Origin of the sequence: Alkalimonas amylolytica, assembly GCF_900107845.1 — a bacterium.
GTDB classification, from domain to species: Bacteria; Pseudomonadota; Gammaproteobacteria; order Enterobacterales; family Alteromonadaceae; genus Alkalimonas; species Alkalimonas amylolytica.
Genome location: NZ_FNRM01000004.1, coordinates 73,471 through 90,517, shown reverse-complemented (window position 1 = coordinate 90,517; position 17,047 = coordinate 73,471). Strand labels below are relative to the sequence as shown.

General features: G+C 50.4%; 14 protein-coding genes and 1 tRNA gene. 10 read left to right on the top strand and 5 right to left on the bottom strand.

Annotation, left to right across the window (positions count from 1 at the left end):
• Positions 1-103: 103 nt before the first annotated feature.
• The 5 genes from BLW37_RS09360 (at position 104) to BLW37_RS09340 (ending at position 5,481) form a co-directional block, all read left to right on the top strand.
• Positions 104-1,396, top strand: a complete 1,293-nt coding sequence (locus BLW37_RS09360; protein ID WP_139243689.1) for a YfiM family lipoprotein — start codon at positions 104-106, stop codon at positions 1,394-1,396.
• A gap of 164 nt (positions 1,397-1,560) precedes the next feature.
• Positions 1,561-2,781: a TIGR03087 family PEP-CTERM/XrtA system glycosyltransferase gene (locus BLW37_RS09355; protein ID WP_091342198.1), complete on the top strand. Its 1,221-nt coding sequence runs from the start codon at positions 1,561-1,563 to the stop codon at positions 2,779-2,781.
• Positions 2,778-3,395 carry an acyltransferase gene (locus BLW37_RS09350; protein WP_091342196.1) on the top strand — a complete coding sequence of 206 codons (618 nt, stop codon included), beginning with the start codon at positions 2,778-2,780 and terminating at the stop codon, positions 3,393-3,395. Before BLW37_RS09355 ends, BLW37_RS09350 begins: the two co-directional genes overlap by 4 nt.
• The gene (locus BLW37_RS09345) at positions 3,392-4,348 is read left to right on the top strand and encodes a glycosyltransferase family A protein (protein WP_245785681.1); all 957 of its coding nucleotides are present in this window, start codon (positions 3,392-3,394) and stop codon (positions 4,346-4,348) included. Before BLW37_RS09350 ends, BLW37_RS09345 begins: the two co-directional genes overlap by 4 nt.
• Positions 4,345-5,481, top strand: a complete 1,137-nt coding sequence (locus tag BLW37_RS09340; protein WP_091342195.1) for a glycosyltransferase — start codon at positions 4,345-4,347, stop codon at positions 5,479-5,481. The genes BLW37_RS09345 and BLW37_RS09340 overlap by 4 nt, the downstream gene beginning before the upstream one ends.
• Here BLW37_RS09340 and BLW37_RS09335 read toward each other — a convergent pair.
• Genes BLW37_RS09335 through BLW37_RS09320 form a run of 4 tightly spaced genes read right to left on the bottom strand, consistent with a single transcriptional unit; the run spans position 5,469 to position 10,712 of the window.
• Positions 5,469-6,950, bottom strand: coding sequence for an oligosaccharide flippase family protein (locus tag BLW37_RS09335; protein WP_091342193.1), 1,482 nt, complete (start codon positions 6,948-6,950; stop codon positions 5,469-5,471). The genes BLW37_RS09340 and BLW37_RS09335 overlap by 13 nt on opposite strands.
• A complete protein-coding gene (gene xrtA, locus BLW37_RS09330; protein WP_171907584.1) occupies positions 6,947-8,410 on the bottom strand; it encodes an exosortase A in 1,464 nt (487 codons plus the stop codon). Before xrtA ends, BLW37_RS09335 begins: the two co-directional genes overlap by 4 nt.
• Positions 8,411-8,437: 27 nt before the next feature.
• Complete coding sequence (locus BLW37_RS09325; protein ID WP_091342188.1) at positions 8,438-9,298, bottom strand: XrtA system polysaccharide deacetylase; 861 nt, start codon at positions 9,296-9,298, stop codon at positions 8,438-8,440.
• A 4-nt stretch (positions 9,299-9,302) separates the two neighbouring features.
• Positions 9,303-10,712 carry a TIGR03013 family XrtA/PEP-CTERM system glycosyltransferase gene (locus tag BLW37_RS09320; RefSeq protein ID WP_091342185.1) on the bottom strand — a complete coding sequence of 470 codons (1,410 nt, stop codon included), beginning with the start codon at positions 10,710-10,712 and terminating at the stop codon, positions 9,303-9,305.
• 194 nt (positions 10,713-10,906) lie between these two features.
• Here BLW37_RS09320 and BLW37_RS09315 point away from each other — a divergent pair, with 194 nt between their 5' ends.
• From BLW37_RS09315 to BLW37_RS09300, 4 genes are read left to right on the top strand one after another with little or no spacing between them, the layout of a single operon-like run.
• Entirely contained in the window at positions 10,907-11,545 is a 639-nt protein-coding gene (locus BLW37_RS09315) for an XrtA/PEP-CTERM system exopolysaccharide export protein (RefSeq protein ID WP_091342182.1), read from the top strand.
• Positions 11,546-11,593: 48 nt separating this feature from the next.
• Entirely contained in the window at positions 11,594-13,168 is a 1,575-nt protein-coding gene (locus BLW37_RS09310) for an XrtA system polysaccharide chain length determinant (RefSeq protein WP_091342181.1), read from the top strand.
• Positions 13,165-14,049 (top strand): XrtA-associated tyrosine autokinase, encoded by an 885-nt coding sequence (locus BLW37_RS09305; RefSeq protein ID WP_091342179.1) that lies wholly within the window; start codon positions 13,165-13,167, stop codon positions 14,047-14,049. Before BLW37_RS09310 ends, BLW37_RS09305 begins: the two co-directional genes overlap by 4 nt.
• Complete coding sequence (locus BLW37_RS09300; RefSeq protein WP_091342177.1) at positions 14,021-15,643, top strand: TIGR03016 family PEP-CTERM system-associated outer membrane protein; 1,623 nt, start codon at positions 14,021-14,023, stop codon at positions 15,641-15,643. Before BLW37_RS09305 ends, BLW37_RS09300 begins: the two co-directional genes overlap by 29 nt.
• 53 nt (positions 15,644-15,696) lie before the next feature.
• On the opposite strand, the gene BLW37_RS09295 is transcribed toward BLW37_RS09300, so the two are convergent.
• Positions 15,697-16,704 carry an XrtA/PEP-CTERM system-associated ATPase gene (locus BLW37_RS09295; RefSeq protein WP_091342175.1) on the bottom strand — a complete coding sequence of 336 codons (1,008 nt, stop codon included), beginning with the start codon at positions 16,702-16,704 and terminating at the stop codon, positions 15,697-15,699.
• Positions 16,705-16,941: 237 nt separating this feature from the next.
• On the opposite strand from BLW37_RS09295, the gene BLW37_RS09290 reads away from it, so the two are divergent.
• Positions 16,942-17,017: transfer RNA gene (locus BLW37_RS09290), tRNA-Ala, on the top strand.
• Positions 17,018-17,047: the final 30 nt, after the last annotated feature.

The following is a 17,047-nucleotide window of genomic DNA, read 5'->3' as shown; positions in this document are numbered from 1 at the left end:
CCGCATGATGCTTTTTTAACAAAAATCTGTAGTATTGTACATGCACTTTGAGAAAAGTGCGCGCCTGGCTGGCGCTGAGCAGTTTGGAAAAGGAATGGGCCGGATGTGGAAAAAGCTACTGCGCTTTGTGGTGAAATGTACGATTGGACTCTGTGTGCTCGGAGTTGTGCTGTTTTGGCTGATCACCACCAAAGGTCAGGTGGACTCCCGCAGCCTGAGCAGCCAGGATGTGGTGGACTCGCATCAACTGGTAAGCTCTACCTTGCAGCAATTACGTTTTAGCCAAAATGGGATTGAGGTTGAGTTGGCACAGCCGCAATTGGATGCGTTATTGAATGTAGCCAGCCATACGTTACATCCTGTGGTGTTCCATGGTGCTTTGGGAGACTTTGGGGTGGTAGTGCATGTAGCAATGACTTTACCGCGCCCGTTTGAACAGCGTTTATTGCATGGCTATTGCTTATTTTCTGAAACCCGCGCTGGTTTTGCCATCGACAGTTGTCAACTGGGCAAGCTGCCTGTGCCGGGCATGCTGGCTATGTTGATGCTGCGTACTTCTGTGCGTATCGTCTTTGCCTCGCCATCCGATCAACAGCTGTTGGCATTGTTGCAACAGGGCCGCCTGAGCGATGGACGCCTGGTTTTTCGTCAACCTGATGTCAGTGACATTGATTTGCAATTAAATCCCCGGCTGTATTCCGGGCGTCAACTTGGCCGCGAATTGTTAGGCACTGCAGCGCCGTTGGCACCCGATGTCGACGTTTACTTAGCGGCTTTAGAGCGTCTTGCTGAGGCCTACCCGCAAGAACGGCGGCTGGCATTTTTTACCCAACAGTTGCTCTTGCTTGCGCTTGAGCGATCGGCATCTGAAGCCCAACAGGAATATGAGTATCGCCAGGCGCTCTGGGCCTTGGCCACAGGCTTTGGTAACCGTGGTTTTATTCGCTTTGCCAATGACGGGCTGGGACGGGAGGCGGTACCTAAGTTACCCGGGGTTGTGCTGGCAGGTCGGCGCGATCTCACCTTGCACTTTTTGTATTCGGCGGTTATCAAGCAGGTAGGCAATCCTTACCTGGCCGATCAGATTGGCAGACTCAAAGAAATTCATGATGCGGCCGATGGCGGGTCGGGTTATAGCTTTGTCGATATTGCGGCCAATAAAGCCGGCATTTGGTTTGCAGAGCACTTGCACCAGATTGATGATGTGAAGGTGCTCACTTTGGATACAGCCGCCTTTGAGCGCGCTTTTTTTCCTGAAGTAAGGGACTTGCCCGAGGGCTTATCCGAAGCACAGGTACAGCTGTTGCTTGGTGGCTTGCAAGGCGATGGGTTTCAGGCTGTGCATCAACTGATTGATAGCCGGGTGTCTGAATTGACGTTATTTAAACCAGACTGAGCTGTATTTTTCCTGCTGCTCTGTTGTGAAAGGCCAGTTGCAGGGGGTACAATCTGTCTCAAAGAGGGAATACTATCAATTGGCCATGGACATCAAGGGCGACAAGCTATGAACTTTGTTTGTATCAATCACACTCTGCCAAAAGCAGCCCGGAGCTCAGGCAGATGAAGATTTTTTATCTTGCGCACCGGGTACCTTATCCTGCCGATAAAGGCGAAAAAATCCGCACCTTCCATCAAATCAACTATCTGGTGGAGCAAGGTCATCAACTGACCGTTTTTGCCCCGGTTGAAGACGCTGCTGAAGTTGGTTTTGCCAATGATCTGCAAGCAAAACTGGGTGTGACAGTGCTGACTGCACCGCTGGGTTCCGCGCTTTGGCGCAAGCTGTCGGCTGTGCTGACCGGACAGCCTGTGTCGCAAACGCATTTCTTTTGTCCTGCCTTACAGGCGCTTTTGCAACAGCAGCTGCAAACAGAGCAGCCCGATGCGGTGGTCTGTACCAGCTCTGCAATGGCGGTGTATGTGCAGCGGGCGGGTTTGGTGTCCTCCGCAAAGCGGCCTTGTACTTTGCTGATGGACTTTATGGATCTGGATTCCGACAAATGGCAGCAGTATGCGGCCAACAGCAGCTGGCCGATGCGATGGGTGTATCAGCGTGAAGCCAGATTGGTAGCTAACGCAGAGCAGCAAATCTATCAGCAGTTTGATCATTGTTTCTTTATTTCTGACAACGAGGTGCAGCTGTTTGCCAAACAACTTGCTGATGCATCGAAAGTCAGTGTGCTGGCCAATGGGCTGGATACCTCGGCCTTTTACCCGGCGGCAACGCCAGCCAATCCGGACGATCCGGTTTTTTTGTTTACCGGAGTGATGAATTACAAGCCGAATGAAGATGCGGTGCTCTGGTTTGTGCAGTCGATGTGGCAGCAGGTGTTGGCAAAGTATCCCGGTGCCCGTTTTATCATTGCCGGCATGCAACCCAGCAGCCGTATTGTGCAGCTGGGAAAACTCCAAGGGATTGAAGTCACGGGCTATGTCGATGCTATTTTGCCTTATTACCATCAGGCCAGCATCTTTATCGCCCCTTTTCGGCTGGCCCGTGGGGTGCAGAATAAAATTTTACAGGCGATGGCCTGCGGCCTGCCAGTGATCACCACGCCGCTGGGTGCTGAGGGTATTGCCTGCAAGCCGGGTGAGCATTTGCTGACCGCGAGCACCGAGGCTGATTTTATTGCCTGCATCGAACAGGTGCTGACCAGCCCGCGTTTGCAACTGGCTTTACAGACTAATGGCCCGGAATTAATACGACAGCACTACAGCTGGGATGGGGTGCTGCAAAACTTACCCGCTTTGTTGCAACAACGGCAAGAGGCATCCGCATGAAGTCTGCTGCCAAAGCTGCGGTGCGCTTGCTGATGTTGTTGTTGGTATCGCCGTTGTTGCTGCTGTACTTTCTCTTGCGGCCAGTTTGTGCCAGGGACAGTTTATTCAGTGGCTTTGCCCAGCTGTTATCGCTTTGGCCTGGTTTACTGGGCAGTTATCTTCGGGTGGCAGCGTATCGGCTGACCATGCAGCACTGCGCGGCGGATTGCTACATCGGTTTTGGCGCTTTATTTTCCCAGCAAGGCACTGAAATTCAGGAGGGGGTTTATATAGGCCCGCAATGCAATATCGGGCTGTGCCGTATCGGCGAAAACACCTTGCTGGGCAGTGGGGTGCATATTCTGAGCGGTAAAAACCAGCATCATTTTGCCGACCCCTCCACCCCCTACAAGGACCAGGGGGGGCGTTTCGAAAAAGTGCAGATCGGTACCAATTGCTGGATTGGCAATGGCGCTATTGTCATGGCATCCATAGGCGATGGTTGCATTATCGGCGCTGGCGCTGTGGTCACCGAGGATTTACCGGCTGGGGTTATTGCGGTTGGCAACCCGGCGCGTATTGTGCGCAAGGTCGCTGAGTTGCAAACCAAACCAACAATGGATGCTTCCATATGAGCATGCTGGCAGGGAAAGTCGATTTTGTGATCCCGCATATGGGGCGGCCAGAGATGCTGGTGACAACCATCGAATCCATTCTGGCGCAAAACTGCCCCGAGCGTGTCCATCAAATTTTAGTGGTAACCAAAAATTCAGAACCTTTGGTGGTCCCAGCGCATCCTAAGCTAACCATCTTGTACCGGCCGGATGCGACCAGCATATCCGAGCAGCGCAATGTGGGTGCATCTTATGGTCAATCGGAATGGCTGGCATTTTTGGATGCCGATATTCAGCTGGCCCCGGACTGGCTGGCTACCTGCTTAAAGCTGATGCAAGAGCAACCCACACGGGTCGTGCTTACGGCGATGCAAAAAGATGCACAAGGTGCGCCAGTGACAGAAAGAATAAGGACGGTACTTTGCAATACCAAGGTTGATACAGTAGCTGCCTATCTGCCTGGTTGCAATCTGCTGCTTAGGCGCAGCTCTCATCAGGATGTCGGAGGTTTCCCAGAGCATTTGCAGACTTGCGAAGACTCCTATTACACCGAACGGTTGGGGCAGGCCGGGGAGCTCTATTGCACTTCCCAAACCTACTATATACATCTGGGCGAAGATAAGTCCTTTGCACAAAGTTTTAAAAAGGAAATCTGGCGCTCTGAGTACAATCTGAAATCCCTGTCCGGGCGCAAGGTGCCGTTGCGGGAATGGCCCAGTATTTTGCTGCCGTTTTGGGTGCTGTTGGCTTTGTTAGCGATGCTGCTGAGTAGCTTAGTGCCATCCTTGTTTTTACCTGCCGTAGCCCTGTTGATGCTGCCGGTGCTGTTGTACAGCCTGCGCTTGTACCGTTTGCCGCACAACACCGTGGCTTTTCATTATCTGCTGCTGTTTTATACCGTTTATTTTGCTGCCCGTGCTGTGGGAACCCTGGCCGGCGTGCGCTTTTTATTGCCAAGGAAAACGACTCTATGACCATCAAAGTGCTGCAACTGATTTGCCCGAGTGGTTACTACGGTGCTGAGCGCTGGGTCAATGCCTTGTTATCGGTTCAACCCAGCAGCGATGTAGAGCAACATCTGGCGATTACCGATGAGCCTGGGGCATGTGATGATGTATTGCTTCGTTCTGGTTTGCCAACAGCCCGGCAACACCGCATTCCCATGGCCTCTAAGTTTGATCTTCGGGTGGTGAAACGCTTGGTGGATTTGATTCGCCAGCAGGGCATCCATATCATTCACACCCATGGTTACAAGTCGGATATTCTGGGTGTGTTGGCGGCAAAATGGGCAGGTATTGCTTCGGTTTGTACGCCGCATGGCTTTGAAAACTCCACGGATAAGCGCTTACGGGCTTATATCTGGTTGGGGGGGAAGGCCTTTCATGGCTTTGATTGGGTCTGCCCGTTATCACCGGATATTCAAAAGACGGTGCTGGAGCAGTATCGGGTCAATCCCAAGCGGGTGCGGTTGATTACGAACGGGGTTGATCTGGCTGAAGTGGAAGCTGCTTTAGCAGAGGCTCAGCCTGAAACCACCGATGAATTTCGTATTGGCTATATCGGCCAGTTAATTAGCCGGAAAAATCTCACTGCCACTTTACAAGCCTTTGCTGCCTTGCTGGCAAGCCAGCCCCATTGTCGTCTGGTTTTGATTGGCGATGGTGATGAACGAGCCTTACTGCAGCAATTGGCGCAGCAGCTTGCCATTGCCGATAAGGTCGATTTTATGGGATTTCGCGATGACAGGCTGGCCTTGCTGCCGACCTTTGATTGCTTTGTGCTGACCTCGAGCCTGGAAGGGATCCCGCGCTGCTTGATGGAAGCGATGGCAGCGAAAGTTTGTGTGACGGCGTTTAATATTCCAGGTGTAGATCGCTTGATTGAACACAACAACACCGGCTTGCTGGCCGATTATGGTGATACTGAGGCGTTGACAGCCTTGTGGCAACGCCTGATAGACAACCCTGAGCAGAAACAGCAGCTGGCAGAAGCCGGTTGTGCCCATGTGTATCAGAACTTCTCGGCTCAGGCGATGGAGCTGGCCTACAGCCAGTTGTACCATGAGTTGATTGCAGCTAAAGCCGGCCGCTCAGCTCAGAGCGCCTGACGAGCTTTGCGAAGCTTTTGAGACAACTGCATAACCACCTCTGTTTGATGCTGCAGTTCCGGTACCCGGTGTTTTACCAGCCAGGTGTATAGCAAACAACAGAGACTGTAACTGCTGAAAAATAATACCGCATGGCTAAGCAGAAGCCACAGTGGTGCGGTATCCGGCAGCAAGCCTGGCGCCTGGCTAAGCAGGTAGGCGAGCACGGCAAACAGCAGGTAAGGCAGGCACAGCCACAACAAGCGCAGCAGGTTAAATCGGGTAGCCTGCTGCAACAACCCAAGCAAAGCAAGGGTGGTTAGGACCGATAGCCAGCCCCGCAGCCAGGCCATCTCCAGCAGACTTCCCGTCACCAGCCATAACAAGACAGCAATCACCACCAGGGTTGACACCACATCAAACCAGAACAGCAAGCGGCTTTTGCCTATGGCCAAAAAGGCATTACTGATCAGATCAAAGATGCAAAAAGTAATAAAAAACAAGGCAAAAGGCGCCAGCAGTACACCGTACTCAGACCATTGAGCTCCTAACAGGGTAGTGACGATTAAGCTTGGGTAAGCCAGTAAGAAGGTGGTGATTGGGATCAGCACCAGCAGCAGCAACAGCAAACTCATGCGGGTGCGGTAGCTGAGTAAATCGGCCTTGTCGCGCTGATCGGCAATGGCGGCCTGCAGAGGTTGGCTGCAAGGAACGATCACGGCAATGGCAGGCAGCAGTGTCAGTTCGCGTAATAAGTGGTAGCCACCCAGATCGGCGGTGCTAAAGCGTTTTGACACGATCAGGTTATCGGCCTGATAGCGGGCAAAACCAATCAAACCACGCAACATCAGCCATTTTGAAAAGCCCCATTGCTGCCAAAAGCGGGCCAGTGAGAAGCGAGGACGGAAATGACTGATGGCATAACTACCGAGGGTAAAGCTAAGCGCTGATACCAAAGCGCCAATAATGACTGGCCAGTGACTGGGGTAGAGATAAGCAAGGCCAATAGTAACAATAAATGACAGCAGTTTTTGCAGCAGACTAAGCCGAAACACCGGGCGATAATTCAGTTGCTTGGCAAACAGCATCAGGGCGGGGTTTTGCAAGGCCTTGATCGGTAATACCAGGCTGGCAATCATCAGGGCACTGGTTAATTCAGGCATGGAGAAGAAACTGGCTAGCAAGGGTGACAGTAACAGGATCAAGCCAAACATCAACAGCTTGGTGAGCAACTCCAGGCTCCAGGCCGTGTGTAAATCCTCATCATCCAGCTGCTGCTTTTGAATGATGTAGTGCTGATTTCCTGCATCGGCGATGTTTTCAAACAACATCAGGCAAATCATCACCATGGCCACAATACCAAAATGCTCAGGTACCAGCAGCCTGGCCAGGATCAGGGTGGAAATAAAACCAAGACTTTTCTGGAACAGTTGAATGGTGAGTAAAATAGCCGAGCTTTGTACTACGCCCTGACTCACCGAGCTGTTCATGGAGCCAGATCCACCAGGTGTTGTTGCTTCGCGGCCAGCAGTTGCTGTCGGATATCCTCGATGGACTGGTCTCCGGTTACCGAAGCTGCGAAGACATAGCCTGGCGTGTCATCACCCCGTAACAAGGCCGCTAATTGCAACAGTTTCATCGCCACGCGGTTGCTGGTTTTGTGTTCGCCCATTTGGTACCAATACAACACAGCACGTTGCTGACCACGGGTATTAACCAGTTGCAGGATGCCGTAACCATTCAGTAAAGAGCCAGTATGATGTTGAGCCGTGATGCTCCACTGTTCAGGCTGATACAGGGTATTGTGCCAGGTAATCATATCACCGTGTTCTTGCCGATGCGCATAAGAGGCCATAAAGAGCTCAACACTGTGTTCGGTGAGCCAGTGATCTCGGCTCAGGCCATCGTAGAACTGAATGCCCCAATTACTTTGTCCGGCAATGTCCTGATTGTGTTGTTCGAGTTGGGCAGGTTGTTCCGGTGTTGGAGTATCGGCAATATTCCGGCTGATGCTGCCGGCCAGCAGTAAGGTCAGGGCCAGGCAAACCAGTGTGGTTTTACTGATGGGGACTGTACGCTGCTCGGGCACTTTGTTTTCTGTGGCCGCAGGGGCATCGTCATCGGCAAATTTGGCACCGAGCCAGAATGCCAGCATGATCACCAGGAAAAAGACCAGCCAGCCATAGTAATAGTGATCAGCACCAAAGCCATAGGCCATATTGGATTTCTCACCAATCACCACCAATAAAAAAGCTCGGATCCCATTGGCGATGATCGAAAGTACTAAGGTCAAAGCAATAAAAGCAACAGCCTTGTACCAGCGACTGTAATGCAAATAAGAGTAGAGGCAGGACAACACCAGACTGGTCAGTAAAAAGTTAAGGCCGGAGCAGGCGACGGCCACTTCGAATACCGCAGCGGGCGTGTATATGTATAAGCCTTCACGGTAGATAGGAAAATCGACCAGACGCAGGAAATGTACCACCATATCGGCGGTTACTTGTTGCAAAATCGGGTTGGCGGCTTCGCCAAACGGCACCAAAAAAACCAGGAAAACGACCGGGAACCAGATGATGCGAAGGATTTGATGCCCCAGCAACGACCAAATCATCAGTTGCAGGAAGAAAATAGCTGCAAACTGACTGACAAAGTTCACATCAACGGCATAAGCAAGCAACCAGGCCATGGCGAATGGTGTAGCGAACAGCGCTGGCCACAAAGTGCTTTGCATCGGCAAGCCAGCTAGCCGCTCCCGCTGACGCCAAATCAGCCACAGGCTAATAGGCAGTATCAAATAAGCATGCATATAAGTTTCGGAGTGGCGCCAAATGCCTTCCATCCTGGCCAAGCTTGGCCAGAAAACCATCAGATACCCACTAAAAAAAACAGCCAGGCTAATAATAAGGTGAGAGCGGGAAGATGAGGCTGGTGTTTGTACTTGTTGATACATTCCTTGCATCCTTTACCTGAACTTATATCAGGCCTTGTGACTGCTTTGATACTGCTCGAATACCTGTTGTACTGTACTCCATTCAAAATCCTGCAGCAAACGCGATACTTTATGCTCCATCCGCTTCAGATTGACATAGTGGCGGAAACGGGATTTGAAGCTGGCACCGTCAATGCGAGGTTGTTCATGGTCGATTTCCCAGGGATGGAAATAAAACATATAGGGGCTGGTATTATTTTGCAGATAGCGCTGAATTAACGCTTTACTAAGCCAGTAAGGCAGCAGACGAAAATAGCCACCTCCCGCAATGGGAATTTGCCGTCCATTCATCGTGAGGATGGGCATGGGAAATTCCCACAAACCCTCTTTACGCAAGTAAGGTTCAGCAGGCCAATAAGGCGTGCCATAGTGATCGTGCTTTATCGGGTAGGTACTTGAGCTATAGACATAGCCGGCTTCTTTTAAGCAGGCAAAGGCCCATTCGTTTTCAGCGCAAATCGAAAAGCTGGGCGCCCGGTACCCGGTTACTTCAGCACCGATAATATCTTCCAGCAAGGCTTTGGTTGAGCTGACGTCCTGCAGAAAATCTTCAGGCGTTTGGGCGGTTGCTTTGATATGGCTAAAACCATGGCTGGCTACTTCGTGACCCCGTTGGTGAATTTCACGGATCAGCTCTGGAAATTTTTCCGCCACCCAGCCCAGTATAAAAAAGGTCGCTTTGGCCTGGTTGCGCTCAAAAATATCAAGAATGCGATAGGTGTTACGATCCACGCGGATTGGATACTTACCCCAATCCGCCGGTTGAATTTTATTTTCGAAAGCTGCAACCTGAAAGTAGTCTTCAATATCGATCGTTAATGCCTGGAGTGGTCGTGAAGGTAACTGCATCCAGTTAACGTCCTTTGCCAAACAATACGATCTCCACAGTGCGGATAAGAATGACTAAATCCAGCAGCAGACTGCGGTGCTTGATGTAATAAAGGTCAAACTTCAGCTTTTCCAGCGCATCTTCACTGGTGGAGCCATAAGGATACTTCAACTGGGCCCAGCCAGTCAGGCCTGGTTTCACATTATGCCGTTGGGCATAGTAAGGAATGTCTTTTTCCAACTCACAGACGAATTCTGGCCGCTCCGGCCGGGGGCCTACAAAGCCCATCTCACCACGAAATACATTAAAGAGTTGTGGCAATTCATCAATGCGGTATTTACGAATGACGCGCCCTACCCGGGTGACACGATCATCGTCTTTGGTGGCCCACTGGGCACCGCCGGCTTCTGCATCCGAGCGCATGCTACGGAACTTAATGATATGGAATGGCTTACCATCAATGCCAACCCGGACTTGCTTATAAAAAATAGAGGCGCCAGTGCGTCGGCCGTCTTCGAAATAGATGAGAAGGGCAGTGACGACCATAATTGGCCAAGTCAGCGCCAACACAAACAGACCCAATAAGAAGTTCAGACGGTAATCCAGATTGGTCTTAAGCCACTTTTTGTTATCAAAGCCGTTGGAATAAATCACCCAGCTCGGGTAAATCAGGTTGACGGCAATCTGGCCGGTTTCCTGTTCGATAAAGTCCAGGATCTCAACCACATCGATACCCCGGGTTTTGCACTTAAACAGGTGCTCCACCGGCAGCATGTTGCGGCGTTCGTCACAGGCAATCACCATCTGATCAATGGCATTTTCCATCACAAACTGAAACAGTTCTTCCTGCACATCAAGATCCAGAACGGTTTCGTTTTGCAGAGCGTCTTCTTTATCACCGGCTACCCGGACAAAACCGACAATCTCGAAATTGCGCCGATCGACGGTCCGGCGCATGCGCCGTTCAATAATAGAGGCACGTTCACCGGCACCTAAAATCAATACACGACGCCGGCTGATGCGGGTCACATCGTGGTAATGGAAGAAGGCGCGGAAACTGCTGATAAGCGCTACAGCTATGGTGCTTGCCAGTAACATGTACCAGCCGTTTATGGCGATGGAGCTGAACAGGTTGAAAACAACCACTTCCAGCAGGAAAGCACTGAACAGCAAGGTAATGATAACGCGCTTGAGAATACCGCCGTGACTTTCCCGTAGCTGTTGATCGTACAGACCAACCGATAGGGCACACAGCATCACCACCGCTGCAAACACCACGGCATTGATTAAGCGTACATCAAAGGGGATAGGGCTGAAAAAATGATGAAACACGAAGCTGGCTGCTAAACTTGATGCTAGTAAAAGTATCAGTTCACCTATTAAAAACAGCTGATCAGCAAATGAATTTTTTCCGTAACCGGTAGCCTTGTTCATAATTCGTCCTTGTGCATCCTTTGCATTATTACAACAGAACCTGGCAAGATTGGTACCGCAGGCTTTCAAATCTAGCCTAAGAAGTATACTATTTCCAGAGTGAAACGGAAATAATTTTTTGCATTTCCTCCATCACCACTTAAAAAATACGTTATAGTAATACCGCTTGGCTAAGGAATCGAAGGATCAAATCCATGAAAGTACAACGATTACAAGGAATTCGCGGCCTGCTGTTGGTCGTGTTCGCACTTCTGATTGCAGGTTGTAGCAGTAAAAGTACGTTGCCTGTTGCCACCGTGCACAACTCTCTCACTACCTCGGTTGAAAATTATCAGTATCTTGTAGGTCCTGGTGATAACCTGAGTATTTTTGTCTGGCGTAACCCTGAACTGTCTGGCTCGTTTCTGGTTCGCCCGGACGGGATGATCTCCACCTCTCTGGTCGAAGATATCCCTGTCAGTGGGAAAACACCGACTCAGGTAGCCCGCGATATGGAACAAGTGCTAAGCCAGTTCATTCGTGATCCCATTGTGACTGTGTCCGTTTCCGGTTTTGTCGGGCCCTACAGCGAACAAGTACGGGTGATTGGCGCTGCAGCAAACCCCCAGGCTGTCAATTACCGTCAATACATGACCATGTTGGATTTGATGATCCAAGTAGGCGGCCTGGCCGATTTTGCCAGTGGCAACAGAGCACAACTCGTTCGTACCGTGGATGGCCGTCAGGTCAGTTACCGTGTTCGACTGGATGATCTGATTCGCGATGGTGATATTCGTGCCAACGTTGATATGTTACCAGGTGATATCGTGATTATCCCTGAGGCCTGGTTTTAATCCGGTTTGGTAACCAGCGTTTTTTAAAATGGAAGTTCGGAGCTGTACATGAAGGAACTCAATCTTGCGATTCAGCAAGTGCTTATTTATTTGCACGGTATCTGGTTACGTCGCCGATACATTGTGATCACGGCTTGGCTGGTATGCCCGATAGGCTGGTATATAGTGTATAACATGCCGCCGGTCTACCAGGCTGACTCGCGCGTTTATGTAGAAACCCGTACCGTATTGGATCCAATTTTACGTGGTCTGACGGTACAAACCAATGCCGATCAGCAAGTCCGTCTATTGGCGCGAACCTTATTAAGTAGGCCCAATCTTGAAAAAATTGCCCGTGCTGCCGATTTGGATCGTCGGGCATTAACGACGGAAGAGTTTGATCGGGTGGTGGATAGCCTGGAGCGCAATATCGGTTTTAGCCAGGTACACCGCTCGGGTGAAAACATTTACCGCATTTCCTACAACAATCCAGAACCCGCTATTGCCTTGCGTGTAGTGCAGGAAACACTGAATGTATTTATCGAAACGCGCTTAGGGGGAACTCGCTCCGACGCACTTTCGGCAGAAAACTTCCTGAATCAGCAAATCGCAGATTACGAGCGCCGCTTGATTGAAGCTGAGCAACGCTTGTCTGATTTTCGCCGTAATAATATGGAAATACTATCGGCTGATGGAAACTTCTATAACCGGATTTCGTTAGAGCAAACCCGTATTGAAGAGGTAAAGCTGAGTCTGGCTGAGCTTGAAACCCGTTTAAGTGCTGCCCAGACTGAGCTTACCCGTTTAACCGGGGGCTCGGAAGACAGCCGTGAGCCATCGACCCAGTTCGACCCGCGGTTGGCAGAGCTACGTGTGCAGTTGGATAATTTGCGGATGCGCTTTACCGATAATCATCCGGATGTCCGTGAAACCTTGTTGTTGATTGAGCGCATTGAGCAACAACGGCAAGAAGAGATTGAGACCCTAAGACGCATCGCTGCCAGTGGTATCGATAGCGCTTTGTCCCAGAATGAGCTTTATGTTCGTCTGATGACGGCCATTTCTGAGTTAGAAGGTGAGATTGCTTCTCGTCGGGTTCGGTTGGCTAACCATGAAGCCAGGCTGCGTGACTTACGGGATCGTATGGACTTAGTCCCTCAAATTGAAGCGCAGCTGACGGGTTTGAACCGTGATTACAATATCACTCGGACCAAGTACGAGCAGCTGTTGTCTCGCAGAGAGTCTGCTGAATTATCACGCCGGGTAGACGATTCTGAGATGGACATGCAGTTTCGCATTATTGACCCGCCCCGTGTTGCCTCTCGCCCAGCTGGCCCAAATCGACAACTCTATTTCACCATGGTGCTGATGTTGGGCGTAGGTGCTGGTGTGGCCATAGCCCTTTTGCGTAGTTTGATTTCGCCTGTGATGACCAATACCTTGCAGTTAAAGTCGATTTCGCATTTTCCGGTGTTTGGTGTCATCTCGCACATTGATCGGGAGTCGATTGTGTGGCAAGTGCGAAAGCATTTTATTTATTTTGTGATTTTAAGCGGTGCCTTGCTAAGTATCTATTTGTTTCTACTTGGTAATGATCTGATGCTTGGACGACCGGTGGGTGCTTTAATGAGGTTGTTGCCATGAGTACCATAGAAAAAGCAGTGAACAAGCAAGCCGAGTTACAGCAGTCTAAGGACGGCGACGTCGTCGTTGATCCAGCCAGCTTAGCCACCGAGAAACAACAGCGGCATGACACCTTGCAACAGGCAAAGCAGTCCAGAAAGGATTACCTGAATAGCGCGACCGTTCAGCTTAATCTTGAGCAGCTGGAAGAGAAGAACTTTGTCTCACTCAGCCCTGAGCGCCGCTTGATCAACGAAGAGCTTCGAAGCATCAAACGAAAGCTTCTCAACAATGCCTTTGGTGGTTTGAGCACCACCTTAGAGCACCCGAACCTGATTATGGTGACCAGCTCCCGGCCAGGCGAGGGAAAAACATTCACGGCAGTGAATCTTGCACTTAGCATGGCGTTGGAAAAAGACAAAACAGTACTGTTGATTGATGCGGATGTGCTCAGGCCAAATGTTGCCAAGACGCTGAACTTCCAGGCAGAGTATGGCCTGACCGATTATCTTTCCGGCGATGATTTATCGGTAGAGGATGTCTTGCTCAGCACCAATGTTGATCGTTTGAAATTGATCGCCGCAGGGAAGCCACACCATTTATCCACGGAGTTGCTGGCCAGTGAAAAGATGATGAAACTAGCCACCGAGTTTGCCACCCGTTATCCCGATCGGGTGGTTATTTTTGATGCGCCACCTTTACTAGGCGTGAATGAAACGGCGGTATTAGCATCGATGTGTGGTCAGGCGGTGATAGTGATTGAGGAAAACCAGACCAAGTTAGCGGAAATAGAACAAGCTGTGGCATTGCTGCCGGAGGAGTTAGCGGTCGGTTTTGTCATAAATAAAGCACACCGTAATCAAGGCAAAGGATATGGCTACTACTATTCACCTTCCGAATAAGTCGCCCAAACAGACAGGCAGTTTAAACAAACTGGTTGTTGCGGTCAGTCTGGCGCTGACCGCAGTCCTCCCTGTGCAGGCAAACTCCAGCTTTACCCCCAAAGTGGGCATTACCGGCCACGGCTATCAGTTGGATCTTGGTACTGAACCCGATACACAGCGTGGCAGTGCTTTGGAAGTTGAGCCTGCCGTCAGCTGGCGTTATCAGGGACCCAACATGTTGACCCGAGTGGACCTTAGTCATCAACGCGTTTGGTACAGTGATGACGAGCGTGATGACATGTCGTTTAATGAATACCTGATGCAGAATGTATTATCAGGTTTTGACCGCCGACTGAGATGGACCGTCGATGCCAGCCAGCGTTATACCATTCGTGCTGGGGGAGGCGGTGCAATTTTTCGTGATCGCATCACCAACCCGGGTGAGCTTAGTAAAACCAGACGTTATGGCACGGCTATTGCGCTTGAAACAGCCCAACACAGAGAAGCGCAGTTTGCCGTGGATCTCTCTGCCCGCAAGGTAAACTCGAAGCGGCCCGAGCAGGACGATGATTTGGGTGATATCAACAGCGAGCAGTACAATCTAAGCTTACGTACCTTTCGTCATCATCAATATGGCGGTATCTATTGGCGTGGCAACACAAACGTCACGCGCACCGAGCGTGAGCAGCGCAACCGCTTAACGCGCGACAGTGCCGATCTAATGTTTGGCATTCCCTTGTTTCCATCCCTGGCCTGGACCGTGCAGGGGCGCTATGAGCAAAACAATGTCCGAAACTCCGCGTTTACCAATGAATACGCCACGGCAGGGACAGGTCTTGAGTGGCAGTTTGGCCGGGTATCCCGTATCAATGTGAACTACAACACCGTGCTAACAGGCCGGGATGATGGTAATTTTGTCTCAGCCGATTTTTTGCTGGCACCATCACGCCGTACCTCGCTTTCAGGTTACTGGGATCGGCGTTATTTTGGCAGAACAGCGCAAGTGTCGGGCCAGTATAATTTGCGTTTTTTGACCATGCGTTTGTCCTATACGGATCGAGTTTCCACCAGAAATTTTCTGGAAACGGAGCTGATTGATTTAGGGGTCTTTGTTTGTCCGGATGATGCCACTGGGATAGGCGATTGCTTTAATTTCCCCGGTGCCGGCTATGAACTGGGTGTCAATGAACAACTTCAGCAGTTTTTTGATGTGGATACCCTGATCCGTGATGATGTGATCCTGAACCGGCAAGGTGCATTGGCGATTGGTTACAACAAAAACCGCCTGACCGTTGGGTTGAACCTGTCTAGCAGTGAGCAGCGCTATCAGGAACTGGATCGGGTGGATCGCCGTCATAATGCCAGTTTTCAAACCTCCTGGCGCTTAACGCCACACAGCAGCCTGCGAGCCAATGTTCGGGCGTATCAATACGACTTTGGCAACAATAACCGGCAAGATAAAAGCTGGCAGTATGAGTTGGGCTGGAGCCGGGATTTGTCGTCAGCCTCGGATATTAACCTGACCGCCCGGCATAGTCGCAGGGATTCCAACAATGACGACTTTGACTATCGTGAAAACCGACTGATACTCAATTACAACTACCGATTCTAAGTAAGCAATAGAACAAAACAGCTGCCAGGTGCAGCTGTTTTTCTATCCACAAATCATTGCTCTGGAGGATTTTTCTTCAGTGTATTTTGCTGTTTTTGAATCAGTTGATCCAATTCTTTCGCCAGCTTAAGTTTGGTTTCCAGCGAGTTATCCAGTAATTGACTTATTTCGTTCAGCAGATTAGCGGATGCACTGTTGCTTGGGTTATCGTTGAGTCTGGTAGGGTTTTCAGCGTGCACCGGTTTTAAGTTGGCTACTTCATCCATAATCTCGTCTATGACCGCTTGTACGTCCGCAGCTTCCAGAAAGGCTTTTTCTTCCAGATACCCATATAAGAAGACCCTATCCATCAACGTGTTGATTTTACGTGGTATACCGCGGCTAAAGCCCTGAATCAGGGCAAAGCTGTCTTCGGCTAGCAATGGTTCTGATACACCAGCCTGCCGTATGCGGTATTCAACATAGGCGCGGGTATCTTCAACCTGCAAGGGTGTCAGATTGCTGGAAGCAATAATACGCTGACGAAATTGCTCCATATCGGGGGCTTGAATGACTGCGTTCAACTCATTTTGTCCCAGCAGGAAGCTTTGCAACAAAGGCTTGCCGTCGGCCATAAAGTTAGACAGCATTCGTAGCTCCTCAATGGCTTCCAATGGCAGGTTCTGAGCTTCATCCACTAACAGCAGAGCTCGGCGGTGTTGAGAATGCAGCCGCTTTAGGAAGCTACCAATGGCATCCAGGTAAGAGGCTTTGCTGTGCTCGCTGACTACCAGGTTAAAAGCTGATGCAATCATACGAATCAAATCATCTGGCGATAGGCGCGAGGTGACGATTTGCTTGGCAATGATCTCATCCTGATTGAGCTGGCTAAGCAGTTGGTTGGCAATGGTAGTTTTTCCGGTACCTACATCACCGGTAATCACAATAAAGCCTTCCCCCTGGCTTAGACCATACTGCAGGTACGCTAAGGCGCGCTTATGCAGCTTGCTGGCAAAAAACCAGTTGGGATTTGGGGTAAGCTGAAAAGGGCGTTCCTTAAACCCATAGTACTTTTCGTACATAGTCCATTCCTGTATTCATATGCAAATAATTCCTGCTGCAATCTACATGCTACCACTTTTGCTGAGCAGCGTGAACTAGTTCCCTGGCTTGTGTATTTTGCTGCAAAATTCAGCGTCACGTTTAAAAAATATGCGAACAAAACAAGGCGCCGAAAAAACTGTTGACAGCTGACGGGGTGATCCCTAGAATGCGCTCCGTGTTCAGCGATAAACCAGTACTGCTGAATACGCCCGTGTGGGGCTATAGCTCAGCTGGGAGAGCGCCTGCCTTGCACGCAGGAGGTCAGCGGTTCGATCCCGCTTAGCTCCACCAAAGATTTTTTCGTGCGTCCCCTTCGTCTAG

Coding starts and splice junctions, on each gene's coding strand:
- BLW37_RS09295 (WP_091342175.1), bottom strand. CDS start 16,704: ATGTACGAAAAGTACTATGGGTTTAAGGAACGCCCTTTTCAGCTTACC.
- BLW37_RS09350 (WP_091342196.1), top strand. CDS start 2,778: ATGAAGTCTGCTGCCAAAGCTGCGGTGCGCTTGCTGATGTTGTTGTTG.
- BLW37_RS09335 (WP_091342193.1), bottom strand. CDS start 6,950: ATGAACAGCTCGGTGAGTCAGGGCGTAGTACAAAGCTCGGCTATTTTA.
- BLW37_RS09305 (WP_091342179.1), top strand. CDS start 13,165: ATGAGTACCATAGAAAAAGCAGTGAACAAGCAAGCCGAGTTACAGCAG.
- BLW37_RS09355 (WP_091342198.1), top strand. CDS start 1,561: ATGAAGATTTTTTATCTTGCGCACCGGGTACCTTATCCTGCCGATAAA.
- BLW37_RS09340 (WP_091342195.1), top strand. CDS start 4,345: ATGACCATCAAAGTGCTGCAACTGATTTGCCCGAGTGGTTACTACGGT.
- BLW37_RS09320 (WP_091342185.1), bottom strand. CDS start 10,712: ATGAACAAGGCTACCGGTTACGGAAAAAATTCATTTGCTGATCAGCTG.
- BLW37_RS09360 (WP_139243689.1), top strand. CDS start 104: ATGTGGAAAAAGCTACTGCGCTTTGTGGTGAAATGTACGATTGGACTC.
- xrtA (WP_171907584.1), bottom strand. CDS start 8,410: ATGTATCAACAAGTACAAACACCAGCCTCATCTTCCCGCTCTCACCTT.
- BLW37_RS09325 (WP_091342188.1), bottom strand. CDS start 9,298: ATGCAGTTACCTTCACGACCACTCCAGGCATTAACGATCGATATTGAA.
- BLW37_RS09300 (WP_091342177.1), top strand. CDS start 14,021: ATGGCTACTACTATTCACCTTCCGAATAAGTCGCCCAAACAGACAGGC.
- BLW37_RS09345 (WP_245785681.1), top strand. CDS start 3,392: ATGAGCATGCTGGCAGGGAAAGTCGATTTTGTGATCCCGCATATGGGG.
- BLW37_RS09315 (WP_091342182.1), top strand. CDS start 10,907: ATGAAAGTACAACGATTACAAGGAATTCGCGGCCTGCTGTTGGTCGTG.
- BLW37_RS09310 (WP_091342181.1), top strand. CDS start 11,594: ATGAAGGAACTCAATCTTGCGATTCAGCAAGTGCTTATTTATTTGCAC.